The organism is Streptomyces sp. CGMCC 4.7035, assembly GCF_031583065.1.
Taxonomy (GTDB): Bacteria; Actinomycetota; Actinomycetes; order Streptomycetales; family Streptomycetaceae; genus Streptomyces; species Streptomyces yaanensis.
On the sequence record NZ_CP134053.1, the window covers coordinates 2,769,855 to 2,795,981 of the forward strand.

The following is a 26,127-nucleotide window of genomic DNA, read 5'->3' on the forward strand; positions in this document are numbered from 1 at the left end:
CTTGCTCGGCCGACAGGTGGTTCCGGCCGCGTTCGGACGGAGCCGGGCTTCTTCGGGGGGACGGGGGCGGCGGGGCCGGCGGGACGGGGTCGGCAGGACCGGCCGGCATGGCGGGCGACATGATCGGAACCGATCGGCCGGGCGGCACCTCCGGTACGCGAGAGCCCTGGAACCCGTAGGTGCGACGTTGTGATATACGTCCTGGTTCGCGTCATAATGGGTCTACGGTGAAGCCGCCTGGAGGCTTCCCTGGAACGGGTCGAACAACGGCGCGCGCGACGGGGTGGCCTTCCTCGTGAGGGAAGTGAGCGGGTTGTCCGTCGCCTGGGACGACATCGGCGGACTCGTCGATGCCCATGAGCGTTTCCTGGCCGGTGCGCGGGTCGACACGGACGTCCGGGACTCGGTGCTCGAGTCCTGGAAGCGGTGCAGGTCCGGTGGGGTGGAGCCGCACCACCTGCTGGTTCCGTATGCCCCGGAGGTGACGCTTGACGACCGGCTCCAGCGCGCGGCCGACCCGGTGCTGAAGGGCCTGACCCGTTCGCTCGCCAATGTGAGCGTGGCGATCGCGCTCTGTGACGCGCGGGCCCGTATGGTCCAGCGGTACGGCGGTGACCGGGGGCTGCGCGAGCGCCTCGACGATGTGAACTTCGCCCCTGGGTTCGAGGCCTCGGAGCGGGTTGCGGGGACCAACGGCGTCGGCACCGCGCTGGCCGGGCGGGGCCCGATCTACGTCGTCGGACGTGAGCACTTCGCCGACTGTCTGAGTCCCTTCGCCTGCGCGGGCGCGCCCATTCGCGACCCCCTCAGCGGGCGCATCGAGGCCGTCCTCGACCTCACCTGCCTGCGTGACGACGGCGACCCCGCCATGCTAGGGCTCGTCCGTGAGGCCGCCCACGACATCGAGGCGCGGCTGCTGGAGCAGTCCACGGAACGGGAACGGGCGCTGCTGGCCGCGTACCGGCGGGCCAGCCGGGGCACGGGCGGCGGCGAAGGACAGCTCCGGCAGCCGGAGCCCCTGGGATACGGGGGCGGCGAGCTGGGCCGGATCGATCTGGCCGTGCTGCGGGAGAAGGCCGAGGAGCTCATCGCCTCACCGCAGCGCACCCTCGACGAAGTCGCCCTGTCCGGCGGCCGGGTCGCCACGCTGCTGCGTCGCCAGGTCATGGGAGCGGCGGGTGAGACCGGCGTGGTCGTCGAGGCCCGTATCCTCGGCGGCCCGCGCCTGTGCCATGTCGGACTCATGACGCCGGAGGAGTCGGCCCACCCGGCGTCGGTGACCGCGCCGGCCCTGACCATCCCGTCGGCACCGCCCGCCACGCTGTCGAGGCCGAACGGAGTACCCCCGGTCGTCCCGCCTGACCTTGGGCAGCCGCTGACCCCGTCCCTGTCGACGGCACCGGCGTCGCCCGTGCCCACCGTGGCCGGCCCACCACCCCGGATCCAAGCCGTGACGGACGGCGGCGACCGCGATGCCGGAGCCGACCGCGATGCCGGAGCCGACGGCTGGCTGCTGCTCGTCGGCGAACCCGGCGTCGGCCGGCTGGCCGTACTGGCCCGCAGGCGCCTGGAGCTGCTGCACGACGCCAGTGTGCGCATCGGAACCACCCTGGACGTCACCCGCACCGCGGAGGAACTGGCCGAGGTGACCGTCCCGCGGTTCGCCGACTTGATGGTCGTCGACCTGCCCGACTCCGTGCTGCTCGGCGAGGAGCCGGGGTCGCTCGGCGCGGAGACTCCCCTGCGCCGCGTCGCGCTGGGCACCGTGCGCGAGGAACTGCCCGTGTACGGCATCGGCGACCCCATTCAGTACATTCCCTCCACCCCACAGGCCCGCTGCCTGGAGACCGGGCAGTCCGTGCTCGAACCCGTCCTGGCCGAGGCCGAGGGATGGATCGCTCAGGAACCGGCACGGTTCGGGGAGGCGCTCGCGAAGGGCATCCACTCCCTGATCACGGTGCCCCTGCGGGCCCGCGGCACGATCCTCGGCGTGGTGAGCTTCTACCGCTCCGAGAAGCCCGCCCCGTTCGAGGACGACGACCTGTCGCTCGCCCAGGAGCTGGCCGGCCGCGCGGCGATCTCCGTCGACAACGCCCGCCGCTACACGCGTGAGCACAACACCGCTCTCGCCCTGCAGCGCAGCCTGCTGCCCCGCGGACGGCCCGAGCAGTCCGCCGTCGACGTCGCGTACCGCTACCTGCCCGCCCAGGCCGGGGTCGGCGGCGACTGGTTCGACGTCATCCCGCTGTCCGGCGCCCGGGTGGCGCTGGTGGTCGGCGACGTGGTGGGTCACGGTCTGCACGCCGCCGCCACCATGGGCCGACTGCGCACCGCCGTCCACAACTTCTGCTCCCTGGACCTGCCACCCGACGACCTCCTGACCCACCTGGACGACCTGGTCGGACGTCTGGACCGGGGCGAGGGCTGGGCGGTGGAGCCCGACGGCTGGGCGGTGGAGCCCACCTACCCGGACTCCGGAATCGTCGGCGCGACCTGTCTGTACGCCGTGTACGACCCGGTGTCCCGGCGTTGCACCCTCACCCGCGCCGGGCACCCGGTCCCCGCGGTCGTCGATGTCGACGGCACGGTGGACTTCGTCGATCTGCCGTCGGGGCCGCCGCTCGGACTGGGCGGGATGCCGTTCGAGACCGTCGAGCTGGAGCTGGCCGAGGGCAGTCAACTGGTGCTGTACACCGACGGTCTGATCGAGGACCGGGTCCGGGACATCGACACCGGCCTGGACAAGCTCCGCACCGTCCTGGCCTGCGCCGGCCGGGCCCCGGAAGACACCTGCGAGGTGGTCCTCGACGCACTGCTGCCGGCCCGGCCGAGCGACGACGTGGCCCTGCTCGTCGCCCGTACGCACGCCTTGGGGCCGGAGCGGGTCGCCGAGTGGGAGTTCCCCAGCGACCCGGCGGTCGTCTCCCGCTCCCGCGCGGCGGTCATCGAGCAGTTGGCCGCTTGGGGCCTGGACGAGCTGGCCTTCGGCACGGAACTCATCGCCAGCGAACTGGTCACCAACGCCATCCGACACGCGGCCGGTCCCATCCAGCTGCGGCTGCTCCGCGATCGCGCGCTGATCTGCGAGGTCTCCGACGGCAGCAGCACCTCGCCCCGGCTGCGCCGTGCCCGCACCGAGGACGAGGACGGGCGGGGACTGTTCCTCGTCGCCCAGCTCACCGAGCACTGGGGAACCCGCTACACGACGAACGGCAAGATCATCTGGACCGAACAGCCCCTGCCGTGACGGTGGTGACGGCGGCTCCCGGTTACGCGGGGCAGGAGGTACCCCGTGTCGGTTAGAGTCGCTGCTGGGCGGTGCCCCCGCGGTGGGCGGTCCCAGTAAAAGCGCAGGTCACGTCGGTGTTTTGGGGGCAGTATGCGATTGCGGGTGGAGTTCACGACCGAGCCCTTCGACCTCGACGAGGCGCCCGCGCACACGCTGGTCGCCCGTGAGGTCATCGAGGCGGGCGAACTGGACGCCGTGGACGTGGGGCCGTTCGGCAACACCGCGGAGGGCCGCGCCGATGCGGTGCTCACCGCCGTCGACGCGCTGCTGCGCAAGACCCTGGAGGCCGGGGCCACCCGGATCTCCCTCCAGGTCAACGTGATCGAGGAGGGCGAGTGACCGGCACCGGGGACGAGCCCTTCATCACGGCCGTGAAGCCGCTGGTCGACGCCATGGGGGGCGAGATGCTGCCCCCGGACCAGGCCGGCCCCGACGACGTCGTGCTCACCTGGGCGGGGGCCGAGGTCGTCGCCGTACGTCTGCCGCAGCTCGCCGACTCGCTCGATCACATCCTGGCCGCGATGGAGCGCAAGCGCGGCAAGCCGCTGGCCGACCTGGACCGCAAGGCCAAGCAGGAGGTCGTACGGATACTGGAGGCGCGCGGCGCCTTCTCCGTACGGCACGGCGTGGAGACCGTCGCGAGCGCTCTCGGCGTCAGCCGCTTCACCGTCTACAACTACCTGAACCGCGAGAAGGATGCCTGACGGTGCACAAGGCCTGACGGTGCACAAGAGGTGAAGCCCCATCCAGGGCCGTCCGGCCCCCTGGCAGGGAACGACGGCCCACTCCGCTGAAGTCACCGCTCGCCGATCCTGGAATCCACACATCCGTCGACCGAGGAGGTGATCGGCGTGATGTGGTACGGATGGGGCTGGGGCGGCTGGTTCTTCATGGTCGTGTTCATGGTGCTGTTCTGGGCAGTGGTGATCGCCGGGATCATCGCGCTCGTGCGCTACCTCGCAGGCCCCCGCCGCCAGCAGTCCGGCCCGCCCCCGCCTTCGGCAGGATCAGGATGGGGAAGCAGGCGGGCCGAGGACCTGCTCGCCGAGCGGTTCGCCCGCGGGGAAATCGACGAGGACGAGTACAAACGCCGGCTCACGCTCCTGCGGGAGTACCGGTGAGTGTCGCCCGCCGCCGGTGATCATCACGGGATCACTCCCGCACGAGGTCATGCCGCTGCCGCTGCCGACGGGCTGACGAGACCGTGCGCGGCGACGACCGCAGCCCAGGAAGGAGCACAGTGGAAGGTGAGGGTGGGTGAGCCGCCTTCACCGCGCGACGCGCAGGCAGGAAGGAGCTGCGACGATGACCACCCAGCACAGTACCGTCAGCGAAGTGATGACACGCGATGTCGTCACAGTCCGCCCGGACACCTCGTTCAAGGAGATCACCTCCGTCCTGTCCAGCCACGGCATCAGCGCCGTCCCCGTGGCCGACGAGGATGGTGCGCCGGTGGGGCTGGTGTCCGAAGCCGATCTGCTCCGCAAGCAGGCCGAACAGCCCGAAAAGTACGGAGGTCAGGGGGCACCGCCCGGGTGGCCGCACGAGAAGGCCAAGGCACGCGCGGAAAACGCCGCCGGGCTGATGACCACCCCCGTGGCCACCGCTCACGCCGACTGGTCGGTCACCGAGGCGGCCCGTGCGATGGACCGCCACCACGTCAAGCGACTGGTGGTCGTGGACGAGACGGACCACATCATCGGCATCGTCAGCCGCCCGGACCTGCTGCGGGTCTTCCTGCGCCCCGACGAGGAGATACGCCAGGAGATACGCGACGACGTATTGGAAGAGATGCTGCGGCTGGGCGGACAGGAGGTGCAGGTCCAGGTTCACGATGGAGTCGTCACCCTGCGCGGCGAGGTCGAGAAGCGCAGCACCGCCCAGATCGCCGAACGGCTCGCCAAGGGCGTGGACGGCGTGGTCACGGTCAGGCCGATGATCGACTACACCGTCGACGACATGGCCACCCGGGACAAGCCGTAACCGGGCACCGGGGACAGCTTCATGAGCGGGCGGCCGTCGTACTCCACGAGCTTGTACGCGGCGTCCAGTCAGGGCGCGTCCGCGGCCGGGCCGACCTTCGTGCCCGCGGTGTCCACGTCGATCGGGGCCCTGGTCCGGCTCGGATCGGCGACGGCGTACGCGTTGATCCCGCCGCTGGCGACGATGCGTACTCGACGAGCCCGGTGGCGTCGAGCGTGGCGCGCGCCCTTGGCGCCGGCTCCACCAGGGCGCCGCTGTCGAGACGGATCGCGCAGCCCGGTCCCGCCGGATCTTCCCCAGGACGCGAGCCGCCGCCTTGACTCCCGTGTGTGCGACACCAGCGGGCCGCCGGAATCTGCGGTCGTCCAAGCGCCGGCAGCCGTACGTCCATGGGGCCCCGGCCGGGCCCCGGTTTTCAGCCGCTCTCGGGCCTCCTGTGAAGAGCCGCAGTCCGGCTGTCCGGGCGGCGGTTCTTGTTACCCGGAATTTTCAACAAAGTGTTGACGCCTGTGTCGCGGAGGGCGTTAGCTGTTCGCATCCCGTTCAGCCCCCCGGCCACGGAGGCCCCGTGACTTCGACTTCCACGCCGCCGGGCCTCGCCCGGTTCAACGCCTTGGAGGAGCACGCGGCCCTCGCCGCCCTCCACGAGGCGTGCGCCTCCACGGCCTGGGCCCGGCGGCTGCTCGCCGCGCGCCCCTACTCCACCGCCGACGACCTCTATGCCGCGAGCGACGCCGCCATGGCGGAGCTGACCACCGCGGACCTGGAGGAGGCGATGGCCGGGCACCCGCCGATCGGCCGCCCCAAGCCCGGGGACCCCGCCTCGGCCCGGGAACAGCGCGGCATGGCCGACGCGTCCGAGCAGCTCAAGGCGGAGATGCTGGAACTGAACCTGGCGTACCAGGAGAAGTTCGGGCATGTCTTCCTGATCTGCGCGACCGGCAGGACGGGAGAGCAGATGCGCGACGCGGTCAAGGAGCGGATCGGCAACACGCCGGAGCGGGAGAGGGAGATCGTCCGCACCGAGCTGGGCAAGATCAACCGCATCCGGCTGGCACGACTCGTCGAACAGGACGCACAGACATGAGCACCCGGACCACCGCGTCCGTGTCCACCCACATCCTGGACACCAGCCTCGGTCGCCCCGCAGAGGGCGTCGCCGTCCGCCTCTCCGCCCGCGCGGGGCGCGATGCGGACTGGCAGGTGCTCGGCGGCTCCGCGACCGACGCGGACGGCCGGTGCAAGGACCTCCCGGCCCTGCCGGAGGGGACGACCCACGTACGGCTCGACTTCGCCGTGGAGGCGTACTTCGAGAAGTTCGAGAAGTTCGAGAAGTTCGAGAAGTTCGAGAAGAAGCAAGCCGATGCGCAGCAGGACGCCCCCGCGAATCGGGACAGCGGTGCCGTAGGAGCCTTCTTCCCGGAGGTGGCGGTCACGTTCGCCGTCGTGCCGGGCGAGCACTACCACGTACCGCTGCTGCTCAACCCGTTCGGCTACTCCGTTTACCGAGGGAGCTAGCAGGCACATGGCAGTTCTGGGACAGAACCAGTACGGCAAGGCCGAGAACCGAGTCGTGAAGATCACGCGGGACGGCGCCACCCACCACATCAAGGACCTGAACGTATCCGTCTCGCTCTCCGGCGACATGGACGAGGTCCACTACTCCGGCTCCAACGCCAACGTCCTGCCGACCGACACCACCAAGAACACGGTGTACGCGTTCGCCAAGGAGTACGGCGTCGAGTCCGCCGAACAGTTCGGCATCCACCTCGCCCGGCACTTCGTCACCTCGCAGGAACACATCCACCGGGCCCGCATCCGCATCGAGGAGTACGCCTGGGAGCGGATCGAGCACTCCAAGAAGGGCGCCCACTCCTTTGTCCGCAAGGGCCAGGAGACCCGGCTGACGCAGATCACCTACGACGGCGAGACGTGGGAAGTGGTCTCCGGCCTCAAGGACCTCGTCGTGATGAACTCGACCGACTCCGAATTCTGGGGGTACGTCAAGGACAAGTACACGACGCTCCCCGAGGCCTACGACCGCATCCTGGCCACCGAGGTCTCCGGCCGCTGGCGGTTCAACTGGACCGACGACGAACAGCCGATGCCCGACTGGAACCAGTCCTACGAGCAGACGAAGAAGCACCTGCTCCAGGCGTTCGCCGAAACGTACTCGCTCTCCTTGCAGCAGACGCTGTACCAGATGGGCGCGCGCATCATCGACAACCGCGACGAGATGGACGAGATCCGCTTCTCACTCCCGAACAAGCACCACTTCCTGGTGGACCTGGAGCCGTTCGGGCTGAAGAACGACACCGCCGACGGAGCCGTGTACTTCGCCGCCGACCGCCCCTACGGCCTGATCGAGGCCACGGTGCTGCGGGACGGCTGCGAGGCGCGCATCCCGGCGGACCTCACCAACCTCTGACGCGGACACGGAAAGTAGGGGACGAACGATGGCCCAGCGCATCGTCATCGAGAACTGTTCGATCGCGACCGTCGACGCCGACGACACCGAGTACGCGAACGGGCATGTCGTCATCGCGGACAACCGCGTCGAGGCGGTCGGCGCGGGCCGGGCCCCCGAGGGCCTGGAGAACGTCGTACGCCGCATCGACGCGTCCGGTCACCTGGTGACCCCGGGCCTGGTCAACACCCACCACCACTTCTACCAGTGGATCACCCGGGGTTTGGCCACCGACCACAACCTCTTCGACTGGCTCGTCACGCTGTACCCGACCTGGGCGCGCATCGACGAGCAGATGGTGTACGCGGCGGCTCAGGGATCGCTGGCAATGATGGCCCGGGGCGGCGTCACCACGGCCATGGACCACCACTACGTCTTCCCCCGGGGCTCCGGCGACCTGTCCGGCGCGATCGTCCGCGCCGCCCGCGAGACGGGCGTCCGCTTCACCCTCGCGCGCGGCTCCATGGACCGCAGCGAGAAGGACGGGGGCCTGCCACCGGACTTCGCCGTCGAGACCCTCGAAGGCGCGCTGGCCGCGACCGAGGAGACCGTCAAGCAACACCACGACGCCTCCTTCGACGCGATGACCCAGGTCGCCGTCGCACCCTGTTCCCCCTTCTCCGTCTCCACCGAACTGCTCCGCCAGGGTGCCGAGCTGGCCCGCCGGCTCGGCGTACGCCTGCACACCCACGGCTCGGAGACGATCGAGGAGGAGAAGTTCTGCCACGAGCTGTTCGGCATGGGCCCGACCGACTACTTCGAGTCAACCGGCTGGCTCGGTGACGACGTGTGGATGGCGCACTGCGTCCACATGAACGACGCCGACATCGCCGCCTTCGCCCGGACGAGGACGGGGGTCGCCCACTGCCCGTCGTCCAACGCTCGCCTCGCGGCCGGCATCGCGCGGGTCCCCGACATGCTGGCCGCCGGCGTCCCCGTCGGCCTCGGCGTCGACGGCACCGCGTCGAACGAGTCCGGCGAACTCCACACCGAACTGCGCAACGCGCTCCTGATCAACCGTCTGGGCGCCCACCGCGAGGCCGCCCTGAACGCCCGGCAGGCGCTGCGCCTCGGCACCTACGGCGGCGCCCAGGTGCTGGGCCGTTCCTCGGAGACCGGCTCCCTGGAACCGGGCAAGCTGGCCGACCTGGTCCTGTGGAAGCTGGACACCCTCGCCCACGCCTCGATCGCCGACCCGGTGACCGCGCTGGTCTTCGGGGCGGCGGCGCCGGTCACGGCCTCCTTCGTGGGCGGCCGGCAGATCGTCGAGAACGGCCGCCTGCTGCATGTCGACGAGGACGCGATCGCCCGCTCCACGCGGGAGGAGGCACAGCGCCTGGCACGGATCGCCGGCCAGGGCTGAGCAGTCGAAGTCTCCGGCCGGGAGGGACGGCTCCCGGCCGGCGGCCGTGAACCCGAGCGGGGTCGCGGCGGCCGTGCCCGGGGCGCGCGTGGACGCGCGCGCCCCGGAACGGTCCTCGTTCGAGGGAGGCCGGGGGAGGAGGTCATGGAGCCGACCCGGGCCCCGGCCACCTCATGAGGTTCGCGAACAGCTCGGCCTGCTCGATCGCGTCGTCGAGGGCGTGATGCGTGTGCCGACGCCTCGACAGCAGCTCGCGCGGCATCGTGCCCTTGGCCACCGCCCGCAGCGGAAGCCCCGCCTTCGTGGCGTACAGCGTCTTCATGTCGAGGCAACCCGAGTGGCCGAAGGGGCTCGCCCCGGTGAACCGGATCAGGTACCAGTACAGAAACGTCCAGTCGTACGACGCCGGGTAACCGCACATCACCGGCTGCGCGCCCGCCGCGGCCGCACGCACCCAGTCGGCGAACTCGGCGAGCACGACCGTCGGTTCGGCCCCTTCCCGTCCCAGCCGCTCGCGGTCGAGCCCGCTCACGGCCAGCGCCTCGGGGACGAACTCCTCGCTGATCGGGCGCAGCTCGCGATAGAAGGTCACCTTCTCCGGATCGGCGGCCGTGAACCCGTCGGCGTCCTGCGTCCCGGCGACCGCGGCGCCCAGGCTGAGCATGGAGTACGGCCCGGGGATCGGGCCGTCGGCCTCGATGTCCACGGAGATGTAGAGGCTGGGCTTGATGCGTCGTGCGGCCATGAAGGTGAAGGATCCCAGGTCGGCGGGGCACCCCGCACCCGAAATTCAGCCTCGGCGGAACGCCTGGCAGGGCTGGGGCCGGGGCAGGAGGCCGGTGAAGAACGAGCGGGGCGGGACGCCCATCAGGGTGCGGAAGTCGGACGTCATGTGCGACTGGTCGTAGTACCCCGTGGCGGCGGCCAGCTCGGACCACGGCGCGGTGGCGGCATGGGTCAGGACATGGCGTACGCGGTTGATACGGGCGTAGTGCTTGGGGGAGACGCCGATGCCCTCGGCGAAGAGGTTGCGCAGCTGCCGCTCGCTGACCGCGAGGTCGCGTGCCACTTCCCTCACCTGCGCGGGGATGCGGTCCGTCCGGGTCGACAGGGCGTCGGCGGCGGCGCGCAGCAGCGCATTTCGCGAGCGGTCCGCAGTCGGAGCACGCCGGCCGGGCAACACCCTAGCCAGGTGCGCCACCATCTCCTCGGGCGCCAAGTCGTGCAGCTCGTCCGCCAGTTGCGGGAACGACCCGGTCATGTCGCTCAGTCGTACGACCTGTCCCACGAGGTTGACCGCTGGCACGCCGAGCAGCGGACGTGCCGTACCCGGCCGCAGGCGAAGCTGTACACACGATGCGACGCGTTGGTCCGCGTCCGCGTGGTACGAGGCGCGGGTGCGCGGACCGACGACCAGGGTGTCGCGGCGGCCGTTCTCCTCGACCCGTACGACCAGTTTCGTCGCGGTGTCCGGTACATGGGCGAACGATTCCGGCGACCGGCCCGCGACGGACACGGACTCGATGTCGGCGATCCAGGCGCGTAACACTTCGGGGACGGGCAGGGTGAGCTCGGCAAGGGCGTTGGTCACCACTCCACCGTAAGCGCGCCGCCCGTCCGCGCGGGCGGGCGAACCGTGCCGGAATTTCCTAGAGACCGGGCGGTGCGGATCGCCACCGTGGTGGTCATGATCCTCGTCACGGGTGCCACGGGCACCATCGGCAGTGAAGTCGTACGACAGCTCACGGCGCGCGGCGAGAAGGTGCGCGCTCTGACCCGCGACCCGGCGAAGGCCCGAGTGCCCTCGGGGGTGGAGGTGATACGCGGGGACTACCTCGACCCGGGCTCCCTGGAGGCGGCGATGTCCGGGGTGACGGCCGCGTTCCTGGTGGGTGTCCCCGGCCCGGACACACGGCACGATCAGGACCTGGTGGCGTCGGCGAGGGCGGCGGGGGTACGCCGGTTGGTGAAGCTCTCCGCGATCGCGACGGGTGATCCCGCAGTGGGCCCGTCCGGCACCTGGCATCTCGCCGGTGAACAGGCCGTCCAAGAGAGCGGGGCGCAGTGGACGGTCCTGCGGCCCTCCAGTTTCGCCTCGAACACGCTGAGCTGGGCGGAGGCGGTCGGGGCGGGAGAGCCGGTGCCGAACCTGAGCGGTGACGGGCCGCAGGGGGTGGTCGATCCGCGTGACGTGTCCGAGGTGGCGGTACGGGCCCTCCTCGACGGTCGGTACGCGGGGCGCACGTACACGCTGACCGGTCCGGAGACGATCAGCGTCCCCGGCCAGGCCGCCGTGCTCGCCGCGGTTCTCGGCCGTCCGGTCACGACACACGACCTCTCGCCGGAGGAAGCGCGTGAACACCTGCGCGCCTGGGGCCTGGGGGAGGCGAACGCGGAGGGCGTCCTTGCCGGTAGCGCCTTCGTCCGCAAGGGCGGCAACGCCGTCGTCACCGAGGACGTACCGGAGGTGCTGGGGCGGCCGGCGCGGACGTACCGGGAGTGGGCCGAGGACCACAGGGAGGCATTCGCGCCGGCGTGAGGCGCGGTGGCGGGGGTCAGTTCCGTGCCTGCTCGGTACGTGACCTCAGCACGACCGCGGCCAGCGCCAGCGCCCCCGCCGCGAGCGCCGTCGCCACCCGGAACGCCAGCTGATAGCCCTCCGCCGTGGCCGGAACCAGCTCCGCGCCCCGGCCGAGCAGCCCGTCGGTGTGGCTCGCGGCCAGCGTGGACAGCACCGCAAGGCCCAGCGAACCACCCACCACCTGTGTGGTGTTGAAGAGCCCGGAGGCCAGACCGGCGTCCTCCTCGCGCGCGCCCGACATGGCGAGCCCGGTCAGCGCGGGCATGGCGGCGGCGAACCCGGCGGCGAGCAGGAGCAGCGGCGGGAGGACGTCCGTGACGTACGAGCCGTGCACGGGGGCCCGGCTCAGCAGCGCCATGCCGGCGACGATGAGCGCGAGCCCCGCGAGCAGCACCCGGTATGCGCCGAACCGGCCGATGGACCGCGCCGAGAGCCCCAGCATCAGCACGCCGATCGCGATCGGCGCCGGAAGGAAGGCCGTGCCGGTGGTCAACTCGTCGTAGCCGAGGACGCGTTGCAGGTAGAGCGCGCCGATGAACTGGAAGCCGTACATCGTCGCGATCATCAGGACCTGGACGGCGTTCGCGCCGCTCAGCATCCGGGAGCCGAACAGCCGCAGTCGCAGCAGGGGTCGTGCGGCCCGGGCCTGGCGGACGGTGAACGCGACGAAGAGGGCGAGGGCGAGGGCGCCAAGGAGCAGGGTGACGGTCGGGCCGCGGTCGCCGGAGCCGACGATGACATACACCGTGAGCATCAGCGCGCCGGTGACCAGCGCCGCACCCGGGTAGTCGGCGCCCTTGCCGAGTCCGGCGCCGCTCTCGGGGGCGAGCACCCGCAGGGCCGCGAGCCAGGCCACGACCCCGATCGGCAGGTTGATCAAGAAGATCCAGTGCCAGTTCAGGGCCTGCGTCAGCGCCCCGCCGAGGAACGTGCCGAGCGCCCCGCCCGCCGCGCCCACCGCGCTGAACACCGCGATGGCCCGGGCCTGTTCGCGCGGTTCGGGAAACAGCGCGACCAGCATGCCGAGTACCACGGCCGATGTCATCGCCCCACCCACGCCCTGCGCGGCCCGCGCCGCGATCAGCACGCCCTGGCTGGTCGCGACCCCGCACAGCACCGAGGCCGCGGTGAACACGGCGAGCCCCGCCGCGAACATCCGCCTGCGGCCCACCAGGTCGCCCAGACGGCCCACCAGCAACAGCAGCCCGCCGAACGGGATCAGATACGCGTTGACCACCCAGGCGAGTCCCGGCCCCGAGAAGCCGAGGTCGCTCTGGATGGCGGGCATCGCCACGGTGACGATGTTGCCGTCCAGGATCGTCATCAGCGTTCCCGCGCACAGGACGACGAGGGACGCCCAGCGGGAGTACGTTCGTCGCGGCGACGCCTGCGCCGTTGACTCGATCAAGGTCGACATGGGGGATGCCCTCCGCGTTGGCCATGGCTGCCGTGGCCGCCCTGGGTTTCTTAAGTGCACGACTTGTAACGGGGGACATCGTGCGTGACCATAAAGGCCCGGCGTAAGGAGGCAGTTCGATGTCCCAGAGGAACACCGGTGTTACCGCGCAGGTCGTGAACGCGTACGCGTGCCCGGTCCGTGAAGTTCTTGACAGGGTCGCCGGTAAATGGAGCGTGCAGATCCTTGTCGCCGCCGCGCGCGGGCCGATCCGCTTCACCGAGTTGGAGCGCAGCATCGAGGGCATCAGCCGCCGCATGCTCACGCTGACCCTGCGCAATCTGGAGCGCGACGGACTCGTCACGCGCACCGTCCGTCCGACGGTGCCGCCGAAGGTCGAGTACGAACTCACCTCGGCCGCACGTGAGTTGCACGAGACCTTGCAACGGCTGACCGACTGGGCCGAGCGCAACCGCACCTACATCGCCGAGTCACGCGCGGCCTACGACGCCGAGCACCAGCCGGAACTGCTCGACGCATAGACCGCACCGCACCTCAGAGACCGAACAGTCCCGGCTCGGCGGCCGGCGCCCGGAAGTAGCCCTGCGGATCGGCGGCCAGCCTGCGCTCCTTGAGGTCCAGCAGTCCGCCGACCGACGCGACCTCGGCGGAAACCGTGCCGTCCGCCTTGCGTATCGTCTGCGCGACCCGGAACGTCTTGCCCTCGCCCCACTCGAAGGCGCATGTCACCTCGACCTCGTCGGCCGCGCGCAGCTCCCGCGCATAGCGGATGGTCGTCTCCAGGACCACGGGACCGACCCCCTTGGCGAGCAGCTCGGACGGGCCGACGCCGGCGGCCTGGAGGACGCCGCAACTCCGGCCGATTCCCGGGTAGTTCAGGTCATGCGGTTCATATGCGCCGGGGTGACGCCAGCACGTACCGAGCCCTCGTCCGCGGCTCGGTGTGTTCGCTCACCTGCCAGCCCGCCTTCTCCAGCGTGGCCGCGCAGGCGCGCAGTGCCGTGAGGTCCGGCTCGTGCACGGCTATCGCCTCCGGCTGCGGGGTCGCGCGCACCCGGTACCCGTCACCGTCGCCGGTCGCGGGCCGGTGTCCCGCCGCCTCCAGGGCGAGCGCGGCGGCCCGTACCAGGTGCGTACGCTCCCAGGCGCACGGACGGTCCGTGGCGCCGCCCTGATTGGTCATCCGGCGCAGCTCCAGCAGCCCCTGCCAGGCGCTGTGCACCTCCCGCAGTCGCGCGGGCCCGGTCTCCGGGGACTCCTCGCCGCCGACGCGCGCGGCGAACACCCCGGCGTCGGAGGCCGCCGGCGCCGGGGCGGCCTCCACCGCCCGGTCGGTGGGCGTCTCCCGGACGCGATGCCCGGCCGGGGTCAGGAAGTGGTCGTGCGGCGGACGCGGATGCCGGAAGGCCAGCCCCCGCTTGACCAGTGCGGCGAGTTGGGCGTCCGTCCCCTTGAGCCGCCCGGTCACGGGGTCGGCGGCGTCGATGACACGCCGCTGGGCGGCGGTCGGCGGTCGAATCACGGCGTGCTCCTTCCCGGGGTCGGAACGGGCCCGGGAGGGTGTCCGGGTTCGTTCCTCGTCAGTGCTCGTCGGGCCCCGCTTCCCCCGGGGAGAGGGACCCATGGGAACAGTACGCGTCGGGTCTGACATTCCAGCCGGCCACGACATGACGGCGGTGCTCCGTGCTGAGCCGGCTCACCGTCCCCGTGGAGAGCTGGAACAGGGCACCCGCCGAGGCCGGCAGTCCGAGCCGCCGCGCGGTCAGCACCCGCAGGAAGTGCCCGTGCGAGACGACGACCACGCTGCCCTCCGCCTCGGCGAGCGCAGCGTCGATCTTGGCGAGCATGCGCTCAGCGCGCGCCCCGACCTCGTCCGGGCTCTCCCCGGGGTGCTCGGGCGGGCCGGGCGCGACCCCGTCCGTGAACAGGAACCAGTCCGTCCGCGTCCGGTGGATCTCGACGGTCGTGACGCCCTCGTACCCGCCGTAGTCCCACTCGGACAGGTCCGCGTCGACGCCGGCCCCGCCGACCCCGGCCAGCCGGGCCGTCTCCCGGGCCCGCTGCATCGGGCTGACGAACGCCGCCGCGATGTGGTGCCGGGCGATCAGCGGAGCGAGCCTGCGCGCCTGCTCCCGGCCCTTCTCGGTCAGCGGGATGTCGCTCCACCCGGTGTGCCGCCCGGACAACGACCACTCCGTCTCGCCGTGCCGTACGAGGAGAAGGTCACCCATCGTCGTACCCTTTCTGTCCGCTTCGTACGGTGACACCGCCGGGCCGCGGCCGCAGAGCGGGCTGAGCCGGTCGGCCCTACTGCCGGTACCCGCTGAGGAACCGCCCGATCCGCCCGATCGCCGCCTCCAGGTCATCCGCGTGCGGCAGGGTGAGGATCCGGAAGTGGTCGGGGGTCGGCCAGTTGAAGCCCGTGCCCTGGACCACCTGGATCTTCTCCCGCAGCAGCAGGTCCAGGACGAACTTCTCGTCGTCGTGGATCTTGTGCACCTTGGGGTCGAGGCGAGGGAACGCGTACAGCGCGCCCTTCGGCTTCACGCAGGAGACGCCGGGGATCTCGTTGAGCTTCTCCCACGCCACGGTGCGCTGCTCGTGGAGGCGGCCGCCCGGTGCGGTCAGCTCGCTGATGGACTGCCGGCCCCCGAGCGCGGCCTGGATGGCGTACTGGGCGGGGGCGTTGGCACACAGCCGCATGGAGGCCAGCATCGTCAGGCCCTCCAGGTAGTTGCGGGCGTGCTGCCTGGGGCCCGTCACGACCAGCCAGCCGGAGCGGAAGCCCGCCACACGGTAGGTCTTCGACAGGCCGCAGAAGGTGAGGACCACCAGGTCGGGGGCGAGCGCGGCGGCCGAGTGGTGCACGGCGTCGTCGTACAGGATCTGGTCGTAGATCTCGTCCGCGAAGACCATCAGGCCGTGGCGGCGGGCGAGGTCGAGGATGCCCTCGATGATCTCCTTCGGGTAGACCGCGCCGGTGGGGTTGTTCGGGTTGATGATCACGACGGCCTTCGTGCGGTCCGTGATCTTCGACGCCATGTCGTCCAGGTCCGGATACCAGTCGGCCTGTTCGTCGCACAGGTAGTGGACCGCCTTGCCGCCCGCCAGGGTCGTCACCGCCGTCCAGAGGGGGAAGTCCGGTGCGGGGATGAGGATCTCGTCGCCGTCCTCCAGCAGCGCCTGGACGGCCATCGAGACCAGCTCGGAGACGCCGTTGCCGAGGAAGACGTCGTCGACCCCGACTTCCAGGCCCCGCTCCTGGTAGCGCTGGGCCACGGCGCGGCGGGCGGAGAGGATGCCGCGCGAGTCCGTGTAGCCGTGCGCCTGCGGAAGCATCCGGATCATGTCCTGGAGGATCTCCTCCGGCGCCTCGAAGCCGAAGGCCGCGGGGTTGCCGGTGTTCAGGCGCAGCACGCTGTGGCCCGCCTCCTCCAGCGCGTTGGCGTGCTCGATCACCGGGCCGCGGATCTCGTAACAGACCTCGCTGAGTTTGCTCGACTGCCGGAACTCCATGCGCCGCTTCCCCTCCGGTATCTGGGTGTTGCTTGGTTTTACCAAGTTGGAGCTTGGAAAGTCCAACAACACGTCTAGACTGCGTCGCATGTCACCTCGCCGAAGCTACGACCAGTACTGCTCCACGGCCCGGGCGCTCGACGCCGTCGGCGACCGCTGGACCCTCCTGATCGTCCGCGAGCTGCTCGCAGGACCGCGCCGCTACACCGATCTGCACGCGGACCTGCCGGGCGTGAGCACGGACGTCCTGGCGTCCCGGCTGAAGGACATGGAGCGCGACGGCCTGACCACGCGACGCCGGCTGCCGCCGCCGGGGGTCGCCTACGTGTACGAACTCACCGTTCTCGGACGTCAGTTGCTGCCCGTGCTCCAGGCACTCGGCACCTGGGGCGCGCCCGCGCTGGCCGAGCGCCGGCCGACGGACGCGGTGCGCGCGCACTGGTTCGCGCTGCCGCTGCTGCGCTCGCTGGAGAACGAGGGCGAGGGGCTTGTCGAAGTCCGCCTCGACGAGGGGAAGTTCCATGTGTGGCTGGGCGCCGAGGACGGCCCGGTGTACGGGGACGGGCCCGCCCCCGAGGAACCCGACGCCCGGCTGGCCCTCGACGCGGAGACGTGCACGGCCCTGGGACGAGGGGCCGTGACGCTGCGTCAGGCGATACGCGCGGGCCGCGCCGAGGTCTCGGGGGACGGCACGCTCGCCAAGGTGCTGCGCGGAGACTGACCGGCGGACAGCACAACGGAGGCCCGCCGCGCCGGAGGGGCGCGGCGGGCCTCCGCCCGTTGGTTCCCGGTGCTCAGACGCCCGGCGGCGGCACCCGGGACGGCCGTCCCGAGCCCCGCGTCAGCGCGTACCCGCCGATGCCCGCCAGGGCCGCGAGGACGCCGCCGATCGCGGTCCACACCCAGCGGTCGGACCACCAGCCGGAGGCCCAGCCGTCGTCGGGCTCCAGCGAGAACAGCTTGGCCGAATCCGAATCCGTGTCCGAGTCGGAGGACTTCTGCGAGGTGGTCGCGATTCCCGGCACCAGCGGCCGCGCCAGCGAACCGTCCACCGCCGCCGAGCCGCCGATGTCCTTGGAGTCCACCCGGACCTCGACGTTCGCCGGCAGTCCGAGGTCGGCCGCGCCCAGACCCACGGTGGTCAGCCGGATGTAGTACGTGCCCGGCAGCGGGTCATTGGCCCACGGCTCCGCCCACGCGCGGACCGTGCGCAGCACGCAGGACACCTCCACGGCGCCCTCGTCCTTGGCGGCCGTCCGCGTCTGCGCCCCGTACTGGCAGGCCTGGCGGCGCCGCAGCCCGTCGTAGACGTCCAGCTGCCAGGTCTGCGTCCCGCTCCGGGAGGACGAGGGCAGCTTCACCGTCGCCTTCACGGTGGGCCGCTGGCCGGCGTCCGCGGGGAACGACCAGTACAGGTAGTCGCCCGTGGAGGCGCTCGCCGTGGCCTGCTGCCCCTGCTCGATCTCCGTCGCCGTACGGAACGACGTGCCCGCCGAGGTGGGCGCGGCGCTGTCACCGGACGGACTCGCGGACGGCGAGGAGTCGGCGACGGCCGGGGAGACGGCGGCGCCCAGCAGGAGGGCCGCCGCGGTCAGTGCTCGTGCGATACGCATCAGTTGGTCCTCCAGACCGCGATCCGCCAGCGGGACACCCAGCCCCACACCAGACCCGCGAGGAAGCCGGTCAGGATCAGGGCGCCGAGCAGCCACCAGCCACGCCCGAGGCCGAAGGAGGCCACGTCGGCCGCCTGGTCGGGGCCGTCGACGACGTCGACCGTCAGCTCCAGGGGCAGCCCGGGCGTGGTCTTCACACCGGCCGCCGGGGAGAAGGAGTTGGCGACCTGGAGGCACACCGTCTCGGCCGGCGCGGCCTCGTCGCTGTCGTCGTCGCTCTCGGCCTTCGGGTAGCGCAGACCCGTCGACAGGACGTCCGTACGGCCCGACCCCGTCGCCTCGCCGCGTACGATCTCCCGTCCGTGCACGGTGATCGCCCGCAGCGTCACACCGTAGTCGGGGTTCACCTGCCGGTCGTCGGAGACGCTCACCGAGGCGCGCAGTTCCTGACCGGGCTTCACGTCCACTCGGTAGAAGCGGTGCTGCCCGAACTCCTCACGGTCGGTGAAGAGACCGGACTTGAGCGTGGGCGCCGTGGAGCACTGGGCGGTGCCGTCCACGGCGACGGGCGTGACCACCTCGTCCGCCGTCCGGTCCACCAACTGGTTGACCTTGTCGGAGAGCTGCTCCTTGTGCTGCACCGACGTGTACGTTCCGCCCGTCGCCTCGGCGATGCAGCTCAGCTGCTTGCTCAGCTTGGTGTCCGGCACCAGACCCAGCGTGTCGATGGTCAGCCCGACCCCCTTGGCGGCGATCTCCCGTGCCACCTCGCACGGGTCCAGCGGGGCGCAGGTGTCCTCACCGTCGGTGATGAGCACGATGCGCCGTGAACCCTTGCCGCCGTCGAGGTCGTCCGCCGCCTTCAGCAGGGCCGGGCCGATCGGCGTCCAGCCGGTGGGCTGGAGCGTGGCCACGGCCGTCTTGGCCTCCGTACGGTCCAGCGTGCCGACCGGGTAGAGCTGCGCGGTGTCCTTGCAGCCCGTCTTGCGGTCGTTGCCCGGGTAGTTGGCGCCCAGGGTCCGGATGCCGAGCTGTACCTCCTCCGGCGTCGCGTCGAGCACCTCGTTGAAGGCCTGCTTCGCCGCTGCCATTCGCGAGCCGCCGTCGATGTCGCGGGCCCGCATCGAACCGCTGACGTCGAGGACGAGATCGACCTTGGGCGCGTCTTGAGCCGTCGTCTCGTCGGCGACGGCGCCGGCCGGGACGGCGATCCCGGCCGCCAGGGTGGCGAGCAGGGCGAGGACTCCCGCCGCCAGCCGTTTTCTTGTGATCATCGGCGGATCTTATTGATCGGAAGGGGTGCGCTCCAAAACGAGCGGCAGCACGCCTAGTCGAACAGCCCTGCCAGACGGGCCCGGTACAGCGCGGCGATGGTGAAGGCGTCGGTGATTCCTCCCTCGCGGATCATGTCCTCCGCCTCGGCGCACGAGACGACGATCGCCCGGCGGATCCCCTCGTGCCGCTCCAGCTCGCCGACGGTGTCCACGCGGGCCGCGAACAGCTGGACGCGGTGGGCCAGCAGACCGGTGTCGGGGTGGAGTTCGCCGAGGGGGACGATTTCCCGCGGCTCGGCGGACACCTCCTCCGCCAGTTCCCGCGCCACGTTGTCGTCCGCGCTCGCCCCCGGTTCGCCGAAGCCCCGGACCACCTCCCAGTGCCACTCCCGTGTGCTGTGCCGGTAGTGCTCGATCAGCAGGATTCCGTGGTCCGGGCCCACCAACGGCAGCACGACGACGCCGGGTGTCGCCCCCGGCGGCGGGACGATCCGGTTGTACAGGCCGAGCGTTCCGTCCGGAAAGCGCACCGGATCCCGCAGATGGAACAGGAAGCGGTCGGCCGACACCACACCGACGGGCTCGGGACGCACCGCCCGGCGCAGTCGCGCCCACCAGAACCGCCCCTTGCTGCCGCGCGCCTCCCGTGTCGCGGCGTGCCGGCGCATCCGCCGCAGGGCCGCCTTGACGAGGGCGGGATCGGACAGGATCTCGATGCCGCCCGACTCGTTCCGGAACCATTCCGGACGGGCGCGGCGCAGGGCCCGGTAGGCGCGCCGGGCGCGCGTGTACGCGCTCATGACTGCCTGCGCACGGCCATCACCACTCGTACAGGTCGTCGTTGTCCTGCGTGGTCGTGGACGCCGTGGCCTGCGGCGGTGCCGCCGCCGACTCCCGATAGGCGCTCAGCCGACTCACCAGGTCGTGGAACTGCGCCCACTCGTGCTCGCTTTCGAGTCTGACCCGCGCGATCTCCCGGGCGAACCTCTGCTCCCGCATCCCTTCCCGCCTGTTGCGCAGCACCAGTTGCACCGAGCCGCCCACCGGACCGGCCGCCAACGGCGCGATACTTCCCAGCACTTCCCAGGTCTGATCAGCGGTAATCGCGGTGAACACCGAACCACCCAGAGTGACCACGACCTCGATGACGGGGGACCACCGGCTGGAGCCGACCCGCTGTCTGCGAGCCGCCGCCAGTTTCACGATCGTCCTGTTGAGCTGGACGTAGCGGTCGAAGACGCGTCCCACATGCTCGTGGAACGCGAGCGGGTCGGCGGACAGCGCGCCGAAGGCCCGGATGTACGCGTTCCAGTCGCCGCTCTGCCGCAGCGACCAGACGTCCCCGAGGGTCAGCCCGTCGACGTTGGAGGGCGTCAGGTGGTCCTGGACGACACCGAAGGCCTGCTTCTGGAGGAACAGGAACAGTGCCTCCGGATCACGGACGACCTCGGGATCGTCCCGCACGTCCCGTACCTCCTGGAGCACGAGTCGTCGCAGACTGCCCTGCGGGGTGAGGGGGTAACGGCCCAGCGCGTCGGCGAGGTTGACGCTGTAGAGCAGGTCCAGCAGCTGCTTGATCTGCGCGGCGAACGGTTTGGACCCGTCGTACTCCCCGTCCGCCACGTTGCTGCCCGGTACGGTCACGAACTCCTCGTACAGGACGTTGCGCACGACCGACTCGCCCCGGACGTTCAGGTCGTTGCTGAAGGAGACGAGTTCGCCCAGTCTCCGCCTAAAGGCCCCGTACTCCTCGGCGGGCACGCCGACCTGACCCGCCAGCAGATCGAGGTCCAGGGCGGTCAGGCCCTGGACCTTCGCGGCGAACGGCCTGAACAGGCGGGCCCGCGTGCGGTCCCGGTTCTCCTGGTCGTCCCAGGACATGCGCACGCACCGCACCCGGTCCGTGGCGGACATCTGCTCGAAGGTGTCCCGCCATGCCGCGTATCCCGCCGCGTCCACGTGCAGATAGGACGCGGGCTGCTCAGCCGGATGGCGTTCCGCGATCAGATACGGCACCAGAGCGCCCGAGGTGAGGAGCTTGCGATGTGCCTCCCGCGCCTCGCCGCCCTCGATCAGGTCCTGGCTGATCGCCCGGTTGTTGTAGAAGAACGCCCGGTTCACCACGACCTGCTCGGCGTTGATGAGGCCGCGGAAGTACTCGGCACGCACCTGGGTGTTCCGCTGATCCGCCACCTGCCGCAGCGACTTCCCGGCCCGGATCATCTCCTCGGTCAGCTGTGCGCTCACCCACTGGTTGTCCAGCGACTGGGCTATCACGGCTCCCGGGTCGAGCTGGTCCGGACGTACGGGAATCATTAACTCGTCGATGCCATGGATGTCGGTCACGATCCGACTCCCCCCTCGCTGGACTGCGCCCCTCCTGTGGACCTCCATGATCTAGCGCGGCGGCCCCGCGGTCCACTGCGACTTCCCAGGTTGGCGGGACAGCCGGGGTGCACTCTGCTAGGCGGTCACGAGCACGTTTCTGACAGCGGGTTCGGCAGCAGCGCCCACCGATCCCCGGACAGCCCGGGGGACAGCCGCATCAGCGTCAACGCCTTTGCGGGCAGGGGTTCTTCGCGCAGTGGCGTCAGATCGGGGGTGTTCGGCAGATCCCGTACGGCGGTCTCCAGCGCCGCCCGCAGGACGGGCGCCGACCCCGCCGTCGAGGCCAGTGCGCCCGCGACGAGCGAGCCGAACAGCTTGCGGCGCAGCGTCGTCTCCTCGTCCGTGACGATCCGGCCGGCCAGCTCCGGGGCCTTGATGCCGTGACGGGCCAGCCGGGCCGGGCTCACCCGTATGTCGGCGAGGTCGCGGTAGACCAGCCGCAGCGGGGCACCCGTGGACGAGAGCACCACGAGGAGGTTCTGGCCGTGCGCCTCCAGGGCCACGCCGAGGTCCAGCAGTCGCAGACCGACGGTGAGGGCGAGACGCGTGAACTCGGCGAGCCAGGCGGGGGACGCGGGCAGGCCGGTGACCGGCAGAGCGGCCACCGGGACGACCCGTTCGCCCTGCGCCGGGTCCGCGTATGTCTCGGGCGACTCCCGCACCACCGCCGCGAGATCGGGGGAGTGCGCGCTGATCGCCCCCAGGGTGCGGGTGACCCGTAGAAGGCCGTCCGTGCGCGCCGCGATCGACTCCACGAAGTCGGACACCGTCGCCGACGTGTCGACCGAGTACACCGAGATGTCCCGCACGGAGGACGTCAGCCGGGCGCTGACCGCGGTCTTCACATGGGGACCGCCGTCGGGCAGCGCCAGCGTCCGCAGGGCCATCAGCGGATGGGCGGCCGGACCGTCCTGCGCGGGTACGCCGAGCACATGCGCCGACTGCCAGGGGTGGACCGGGATCAGCGCCCGCTTCCCGTCCCGCAGCCACACCGGCCACTCGCCCCGCACGAGACAGTCGTCCACGGCGACCAGGCCCAGGCGCACCAGCGGCCGGTGCTCGGGCCCGTAGGCGAGCTGTTCGACCACCGAGAAGCCGGGCCGCGAACGGCAGTTGGGGTGATACGGATGCCCGTCGACCACCCGCTGCTCCCACTCCCAGCTGGTCGCCGGCTCGGTGGCGTCCCGTGGCTGCCCCGCCCGTGACAGCGCCAACGAAGCCGTGCTGTGGTCGAGTTCGGCCGCGAACGCGTCACCGTGCGGGACGCCGAGAGCCCTGAGCAGCTCCGCCGCACGGTCGTACGCCCGCCCGTCGAGTCGCACCTCGGCGACGTACGCCGCGGTCGCGTACGGGTCGGCGGGCGGGCCGTGCAGCCGGCGCCCGTCGGTCAGGTGGAGGGCGAGCCCGTCGGCGGTCGGCTCCCGGCGCGCGATCCACGGCAGCGGCTCATGGGCCAGCGCCCGCCACAGGCGCGACAGGACGGCGGCCCGGGCGCCGGGGAGGGCGGCCGCGTACGACGCCGACAGATCGGGCCGGGCGCCGTCGAGCTCGCCGGCCAGCTCGGCCTCGGCGGAAGGGGAGGGGTGCACGGTCGGGCTCCTCAGGGACGGGGGTGGTGCATCGTGGTGAGGGACCACGACATACATACTGATCGCCAGTGCACCGTACGGAACGAATGGATCGCGTGGACCCCATGCCCCCCAGGGACGACGTCCCCGAGCGCGCCGACGCCTACGCGGCGGCGCCGCTGCTCAACTGTCTGCTCCGGGAGGCGGCGGAGCCCACCGGCGAGCAGGGCGTCCACCGCCTGCGGGCCGGTGGCCGACTGCTGCGCGTGCGCGGCGGACGCCGGCCCCACGACCCCGAGGTGCACGCCGCCGGGACCTGGCAGCCGCTCACCCACACCGAGCTGGTCAAGCTCAGCGCCGAGGAGCTGGGCCGCGCCACCGGCCTGTCCAATCTCGAACTGCCCGTCGAGATGATCGACAGCCGGGACGCGGTGGCCGCGATCCTGACCGCACGCGCCCGCGCGACGGCGCCGGACGACCCGTACGTGCGCTCCGAACAGTCCCTGATCACCGGGCACCCCTACCACCCCGCGCCCAAGGCACGCGGCGGCGGCCCCGTGGCGAGCTGGCTGCCGTACGCCCCGGAGGCGTATGCCCGCTTCCCGCTCGCCCTGCTGGGTGTGCGCGAGGACACGGTGGTCGAGGAGGGCGACACATCGGCGCTCGACGCGCTCGGCACCGCTCCGCGCGGCTACCGGCTGTTGCCCGCGCACCCCTGGCAGCTCGACCTGGTCGCCGCCCGCCCGGAGATCCGCGCGGCGTTCGAGGACGGGCGCCTCGTCCGCCTCGGCGACACCCCGCGGACCGTGTGGCCCACGGCCGCGATCCGCACGGTGTACGCCCCCGAGGACGACCTCTTCGTCAAGTTCAGCCTGGACGTGCGGATCACCAACGACATCCGCCGGCTGTGGCGCCACGACCTGCTCAAGCTGCGCCGCACCGACGAGGCGGCCGCGGCCGCGTTCGCCGCGCACCGGGGCCCGGCGGCCTGGTTGAGCGACCGCGGCTACCGCACCGCGGACTTCGCCTTCGAGGAACTGGCCGTCCTGGTCCGCGACGGCCTGCGCCCGCACCTCCTGCCCGGCGCCACCCCGCTGCTCGCCGCGACCCTCGTGGAGGGCTTCGACGGCAGCCCGCTCGACGCGCCGGCCGACCCGGGGGACTGGTGGGCCGCGTATCTGCGCCAGGTCGTCCCACCCGCCCTGGAGGCGTTCGAGCGGCACGGCGTCGTCCTGGAGGCGCATCTGCAGAACACGCTGGTCGCGGTCGACTCCGGGGGCCTGCCCGTCCAGGCGCTGTTCCGGGACGCGGAGGGCGTCAAGCTCCTGACGGACGTGTCGCGTCAGGCGGGCTGGGAGCGGCTCGTCTACTGCCTGATCGTCAACAACCTCACGGAGGTGGCCGCGCTGCTGTCGGAACGCCACCCCGGCTGGGACCCCTGGCCCGCCGCCCGTGCGGAACTGGGCCGCCACCCCGTCCCCGAGATCCCCGCTCTGCTCGTCTCGCCCACCCTCCCCGGCAAGACGAACCTCCTGCTGCGCTGGACGGGCGCGGACGGCGCGGACGCGCGCTATCTGCCGCTGCCCAATCCGCTGGCCGGCCGCTGAGCGCCGGCTGCCGGCGTGTAACGGTGTCGGCGCGTACGGGTGGCGGCGGGTGCGGGTGGCGGCGCCTACGGTTGGCGGCGCGCACAGGCGGGACGGCAGGTACATGCCGACAGTAGCTGGGCGTCGTCGCGGTCGGCGGCCTCGGCCGCCACGGTGATGTCCGCAGAACTACGCAGGGAGCAGGTGAGAAGGCGGCCGGCCACGGGAGTGACCGGCCACTCCTGAAGTGCCTGGCCAGTGCGGAGCTGCCTGGCTCAGGCCGTTGCCGCGTCCGAATTGCGGACCTTGCGGACGTTCTCGTTCAGGCCGTGGTCGGCGCCCTGGGCGCGTTCGAAGTCGACCATGGCGGCGGGGCGGTAGTTGAGGATGTACGCACGGCGGGTGTGGTCCGTCGTATTACCGCGGGAGGAATGCAGCGTGCCGCCGGCGTGGGCGACACCGTGTCCGGCGGGGAGCGGGACGGCGGTGGCGCCGGGCTCGTCCTCCGAGCAGTCGCACTCGATGTTCTTGCCGTCGCTGGTCGGGCGGTGCGGACGCAGCGGGAGCTCGTGCGAGCCGCGCACGTACCACATGCAGCCGTTGTCGGGCGTGGCATCGTCGAGGGCGATCCAGATCGACACGGCACGGGTGTCGGGCAAGTCGACCCAGTACGCCATGTCCTGGTGCCAAGGAGTGGCGACGGCCGAGTGCGGGTCCTTGTGGATCAGCATGTCGAAGTCGAGGACCGCGTCCTGGCCGATGAGTTCGCGGGCCGTGCTCAGGGCGCGCTCGTGCAGCGGCATCTCGCGCAGCTCCGGGTGGAGGGCAGACGGCCACATGATCTGGGTGATGTTCTCCCGGCCGCCATCCCGCTCCCCCACGTGGCTGCCGAGGTCGGAGCGCTTGTCGCCGCTCTCGATCTCGCCGCTGAGGAAACGGTCGTAGATATCTCGGTACGTCTCGACCTCGTCCGCAGTGAGGAGTTGGCCTACCTTGGTGAATCCGTCCTCCTTGAATACTCGTGCCCTGTCGTTCCCGGTCACCATCTTCACCGCGCTCATCCCTGCCCCTCGTGCGAGCGT

25 protein-coding genes and 2 pseudogenes are annotated in these 26,127 nt (G+C 71.4%); 13 read left to right on the plus strand and 14 right to left on the minus strand.

The annotated features are described in order from the left end of the window. Positions 1–304: 304 nt before the first annotated feature. From Q2K21_RS11620 to Q2K21_RS11640, 5 genes are all read left to right on the plus strand, one after another. Positions 305–3,247: a SpoIIE family protein phosphatase gene (locus Q2K21_RS11620; protein ID WP_310780856.1), complete on the plus strand. Its 2,943-nt coding sequence runs from the start codon at positions 305–307 to the stop codon at positions 3,245–3,247. A 132-nt stretch (positions 3,248–3,379) separates the two neighbouring features. Further along, positions 3,380–3,628: a YkoF family thiamine-binding protein gene (locus Q2K21_RS11625; RefSeq protein ID WP_310769653.1), complete on the plus strand. Its 249-nt coding sequence runs from the start codon at positions 3,380–3,382 to the stop codon at positions 3,626–3,628. Further along, the gene (locus tag Q2K21_RS11630; RefSeq protein ID WP_310769655.1) at positions 3,625–3,993 is read left to right on the plus strand and encodes a helix-turn-helix domain-containing protein; all 369 of its coding nucleotides are present in this window, start codon (positions 3,625–3,627) and stop codon (positions 3,991–3,993) included. Before Q2K21_RS11625 ends, Q2K21_RS11630 begins: the two co-directional genes overlap by 4 nt. Before the next feature lie 150 nt (positions 3,994–4,143). Then, positions 4,144–4,410 carry an SHOCT domain-containing protein gene (locus Q2K21_RS11635; protein WP_310780858.1) on the plus strand — a complete coding sequence of 89 codons (267 nt, stop codon included), beginning with the start codon at positions 4,144–4,146 and terminating at the stop codon, positions 4,408–4,410. A 184-nt stretch (positions 4,411–4,594) separates the two neighbouring features. Next, the gene (locus tag Q2K21_RS11640) at positions 4,595–5,272 is read left to right on the plus strand and encodes a CBS domain-containing protein (RefSeq protein ID WP_310769657.1); all 678 of its coding nucleotides are present in this window, start codon (positions 4,595–4,597) and stop codon (positions 5,270–5,272) included. Between the two features lie 71 nt (positions 5,273–5,343). On the opposite strand, the pseudogene Q2K21_RS11645 reads toward Q2K21_RS11640, so the two are convergent. Beyond that, positions 5,344–5,596 (minus strand): annotated as a pseudogene (locus Q2K21_RS11645) (nicotinate phosphoribosyltransferase); the annotation flags it as partial. Between the two features lie 244 nt (positions 5,597–5,840). Here Q2K21_RS11645 and uraD point away from each other — a divergent pair. The 4 genes from uraD to Q2K21_RS11665 are packed head-to-tail and all read left to right on the plus strand — an operon-like array spanning position 5,841 to position 9,102. Next, positions 5,841–6,359: a 2-oxo-4-hydroxy-4-carboxy-5-ureidoimidazoline decarboxylase gene (gene uraD / locus Q2K21_RS11650; RefSeq protein ID WP_310769659.1), complete on the plus strand. Its 519-nt coding sequence runs from the start codon at positions 5,841–5,843 to the stop codon at positions 6,357–6,359. After that, complete coding sequence (gene uraH, locus Q2K21_RS11655) at positions 6,356–6,790, plus strand: hydroxyisourate hydrolase (RefSeq protein ID WP_310769661.1); 435 nt, start codon at positions 6,356–6,358, stop codon at positions 6,788–6,790. The genes uraD and uraH overlap by 4 nt, the downstream gene beginning before the upstream one ends. Before the next feature lie 7 nt (positions 6,791–6,797). Continuing rightward, entirely contained in the window at positions 6,798–7,700 is a 903-nt protein-coding gene (gene pucL / locus Q2K21_RS11660) for a factor-independent urate hydroxylase (protein ID WP_310769663.1), read from the plus strand. Between the two features lie 28 nt (positions 7,701–7,728). Further along, positions 7,729–9,102 (plus strand): 8-oxoguanine deaminase, encoded by a 1,374-nt coding sequence (locus Q2K21_RS11665; RefSeq protein ID WP_310769665.1) that lies wholly within the window; start codon positions 7,729–7,731, stop codon positions 9,100–9,102. 142 nt (positions 9,103–9,244) lie between these two features. On the opposite strand, the gene Q2K21_RS11670 is transcribed toward Q2K21_RS11665, so the two are convergent. Further along, complete coding sequence (locus Q2K21_RS11670; RefSeq protein WP_310769667.1) at positions 9,245–9,847, minus strand: 3'-5' exonuclease; 603 nt, start codon at positions 9,845–9,847, stop codon at positions 9,245–9,247. A 45-nt stretch (positions 9,848–9,892) separates the two neighbouring features. Next, on the minus strand, positions 9,893–10,693 hold the full coding sequence (locus tag Q2K21_RS11675) for a helix-turn-helix domain-containing protein (protein WP_310769669.1): 801 nt from the start codon (positions 10,691–10,693) through the stop codon (positions 9,893–9,895). A 96-nt stretch (positions 10,694–10,789) separates the two neighbouring features. Between Q2K21_RS11675 and Q2K21_RS11680 the strand changes: the two genes are divergently transcribed. Next, positions 10,790–11,641, plus strand: a complete 852-nt coding sequence (locus tag Q2K21_RS11680; RefSeq protein WP_386275990.1) for an SDR family oxidoreductase — start codon at positions 10,790–10,792, stop codon at positions 11,639–11,641. A 16-nt stretch (positions 11,642–11,657) separates the two neighbouring features. On the opposite strand, the gene Q2K21_RS11685 is transcribed toward Q2K21_RS11680, so the two are convergent. Beyond that, the gene (locus tag Q2K21_RS11685; protein ID WP_310769671.1) at positions 11,658–13,100 is read right to left on the minus strand and encodes an MFS transporter; all 1,443 of its coding nucleotides are present in this window, start codon (positions 13,098–13,100) and stop codon (positions 11,658–11,660) included. Between the two features lie 119 nt (positions 13,101–13,219). Between Q2K21_RS11685 and Q2K21_RS11690 the strand changes: the two genes are divergently transcribed. Continuing rightward, the gene (locus Q2K21_RS11690; protein ID WP_310769674.1) at positions 13,220–13,621 is read left to right on the plus strand and encodes a winged helix-turn-helix transcriptional regulator; all 402 of its coding nucleotides are present in this window, start codon (positions 13,220–13,222) and stop codon (positions 13,619–13,621) included. A gap of 13 nt (positions 13,622–13,634) precedes the next feature. On the opposite strand, the pseudogene Q2K21_RS11695 reads toward Q2K21_RS11690, so the two are convergent. The 4 genes and pseudogenes from Q2K21_RS11695 to Q2K21_RS11710 form a co-directional block, all read right to left on the minus strand. After that, positions 13,635–13,946, minus strand: a pseudogene (locus tag Q2K21_RS11695) (acyl-CoA thioesterase); the annotation flags it as partial. A 43-nt stretch (positions 13,947–13,989) separates the two neighbouring features. Further along, positions 13,990–14,622: a hypothetical protein gene (locus tag Q2K21_RS11700; protein WP_310769676.1), complete on the minus strand. Its 633-nt coding sequence runs from the start codon at positions 14,620–14,622 to the stop codon at positions 13,990–13,992. Positions 14,623–14,680: 58 nt separating this feature from the next. Beyond that, on the minus strand, positions 14,681–15,331 hold the full coding sequence (locus Q2K21_RS11705) for a histidine phosphatase family protein (protein ID WP_310769678.1): 651 nt from the start codon (positions 15,329–15,331) through the stop codon (positions 14,681–14,683). Positions 15,332–15,407: 76 nt separating this feature from the next. Next, complete coding sequence (locus Q2K21_RS11710; RefSeq protein ID WP_310769680.1) at positions 15,408–16,616, minus strand: pyridoxal phosphate-dependent aminotransferase; 1,209 nt, start codon at positions 16,614–16,616, stop codon at positions 15,408–15,410. Positions 16,617–16,704: 88 nt separating this feature from the next. Between Q2K21_RS11710 and Q2K21_RS11715 the strand changes: the two genes are divergently transcribed. Continuing rightward, the gene (locus Q2K21_RS11715; RefSeq protein WP_310769682.1) at positions 16,705–17,337 is read left to right on the plus strand and encodes a winged helix-turn-helix transcriptional regulator; all 633 of its coding nucleotides are present in this window, start codon (positions 16,705–16,707) and stop codon (positions 17,335–17,337) included. Between the two features lie 73 nt (positions 17,338–17,410). On the opposite strand, the gene Q2K21_RS11720 is transcribed toward Q2K21_RS11715, so the two are convergent. The 5 genes from Q2K21_RS11720 to Q2K21_RS11740 all read right to left on the minus strand — a co-directional run bounded on the left by Q2K21_RS11720 (position 17,411) and on the right by Q2K21_RS11740 (position 23,480). Then, complete coding sequence (locus Q2K21_RS11720; RefSeq protein WP_310769684.1) at positions 17,411–18,229, minus strand: hypothetical protein; 819 nt, start codon at positions 18,227–18,229, stop codon at positions 17,411–17,413. Further along, on the minus strand, positions 18,229–19,503 hold the full coding sequence (locus Q2K21_RS11725) for a VWA domain-containing protein (RefSeq protein WP_310769686.1): 1,275 nt from the start codon (positions 19,501–19,503) through the stop codon (positions 18,229–18,231). Before Q2K21_RS11725 ends, Q2K21_RS11720 begins: the two co-directional genes overlap by 1 nt. Before the next feature lie 53 nt (positions 19,504–19,556). After that, positions 19,557–20,303 carry an NUDIX hydrolase gene (locus tag Q2K21_RS11730; protein WP_310769688.1) on the minus strand — a complete coding sequence of 249 codons (747 nt, stop codon included), beginning with the start codon at positions 20,301–20,303 and terminating at the stop codon, positions 19,557–19,559. A gap of 19 nt (positions 20,304–20,322) precedes the next feature. Next, positions 20,323–21,849 (minus strand): hypothetical protein, encoded by a 1,527-nt coding sequence (locus Q2K21_RS11735; RefSeq protein ID WP_310769690.1) that lies wholly within the window; start codon positions 21,847–21,849, stop codon positions 20,323–20,325. Between the two features lie 125 nt (positions 21,850–21,974). Beyond that, positions 21,975–23,480 (minus strand): IucA/IucC family protein, encoded by a 1,506-nt coding sequence (locus Q2K21_RS11740; protein WP_310769692.1) that lies wholly within the window; start codon positions 23,478–23,480, stop codon positions 21,975–21,977. An 86-nt stretch (positions 23,481–23,566) separates the two neighbouring features. Here Q2K21_RS11740 and Q2K21_RS11745 point away from each other — a divergent pair, with 86 nt between their 5' ends. After that, positions 23,567–25,066 carry an IucA/IucC family protein gene (locus Q2K21_RS11745; RefSeq protein WP_310769694.1) on the plus strand — a complete coding sequence of 500 codons (1,500 nt, stop codon included), beginning with the start codon at positions 23,567–23,569 and terminating at the stop codon, positions 25,064–25,066. Between the two features lie 254 nt (positions 25,067–25,320). Here the strand turns inward: Q2K21_RS11745 and Q2K21_RS11750 are convergent, their stop codons facing one another. Beyond that, positions 25,321–26,106 (minus strand): phytanoyl-CoA dioxygenase family protein, encoded by a 786-nt coding sequence (locus Q2K21_RS11750; protein ID WP_310769696.1) that lies wholly within the window; start codon positions 26,104–26,106, stop codon positions 25,321–25,323. Between the last annotated feature and the right edge of the window lie 21 nt (positions 26,107–26,127).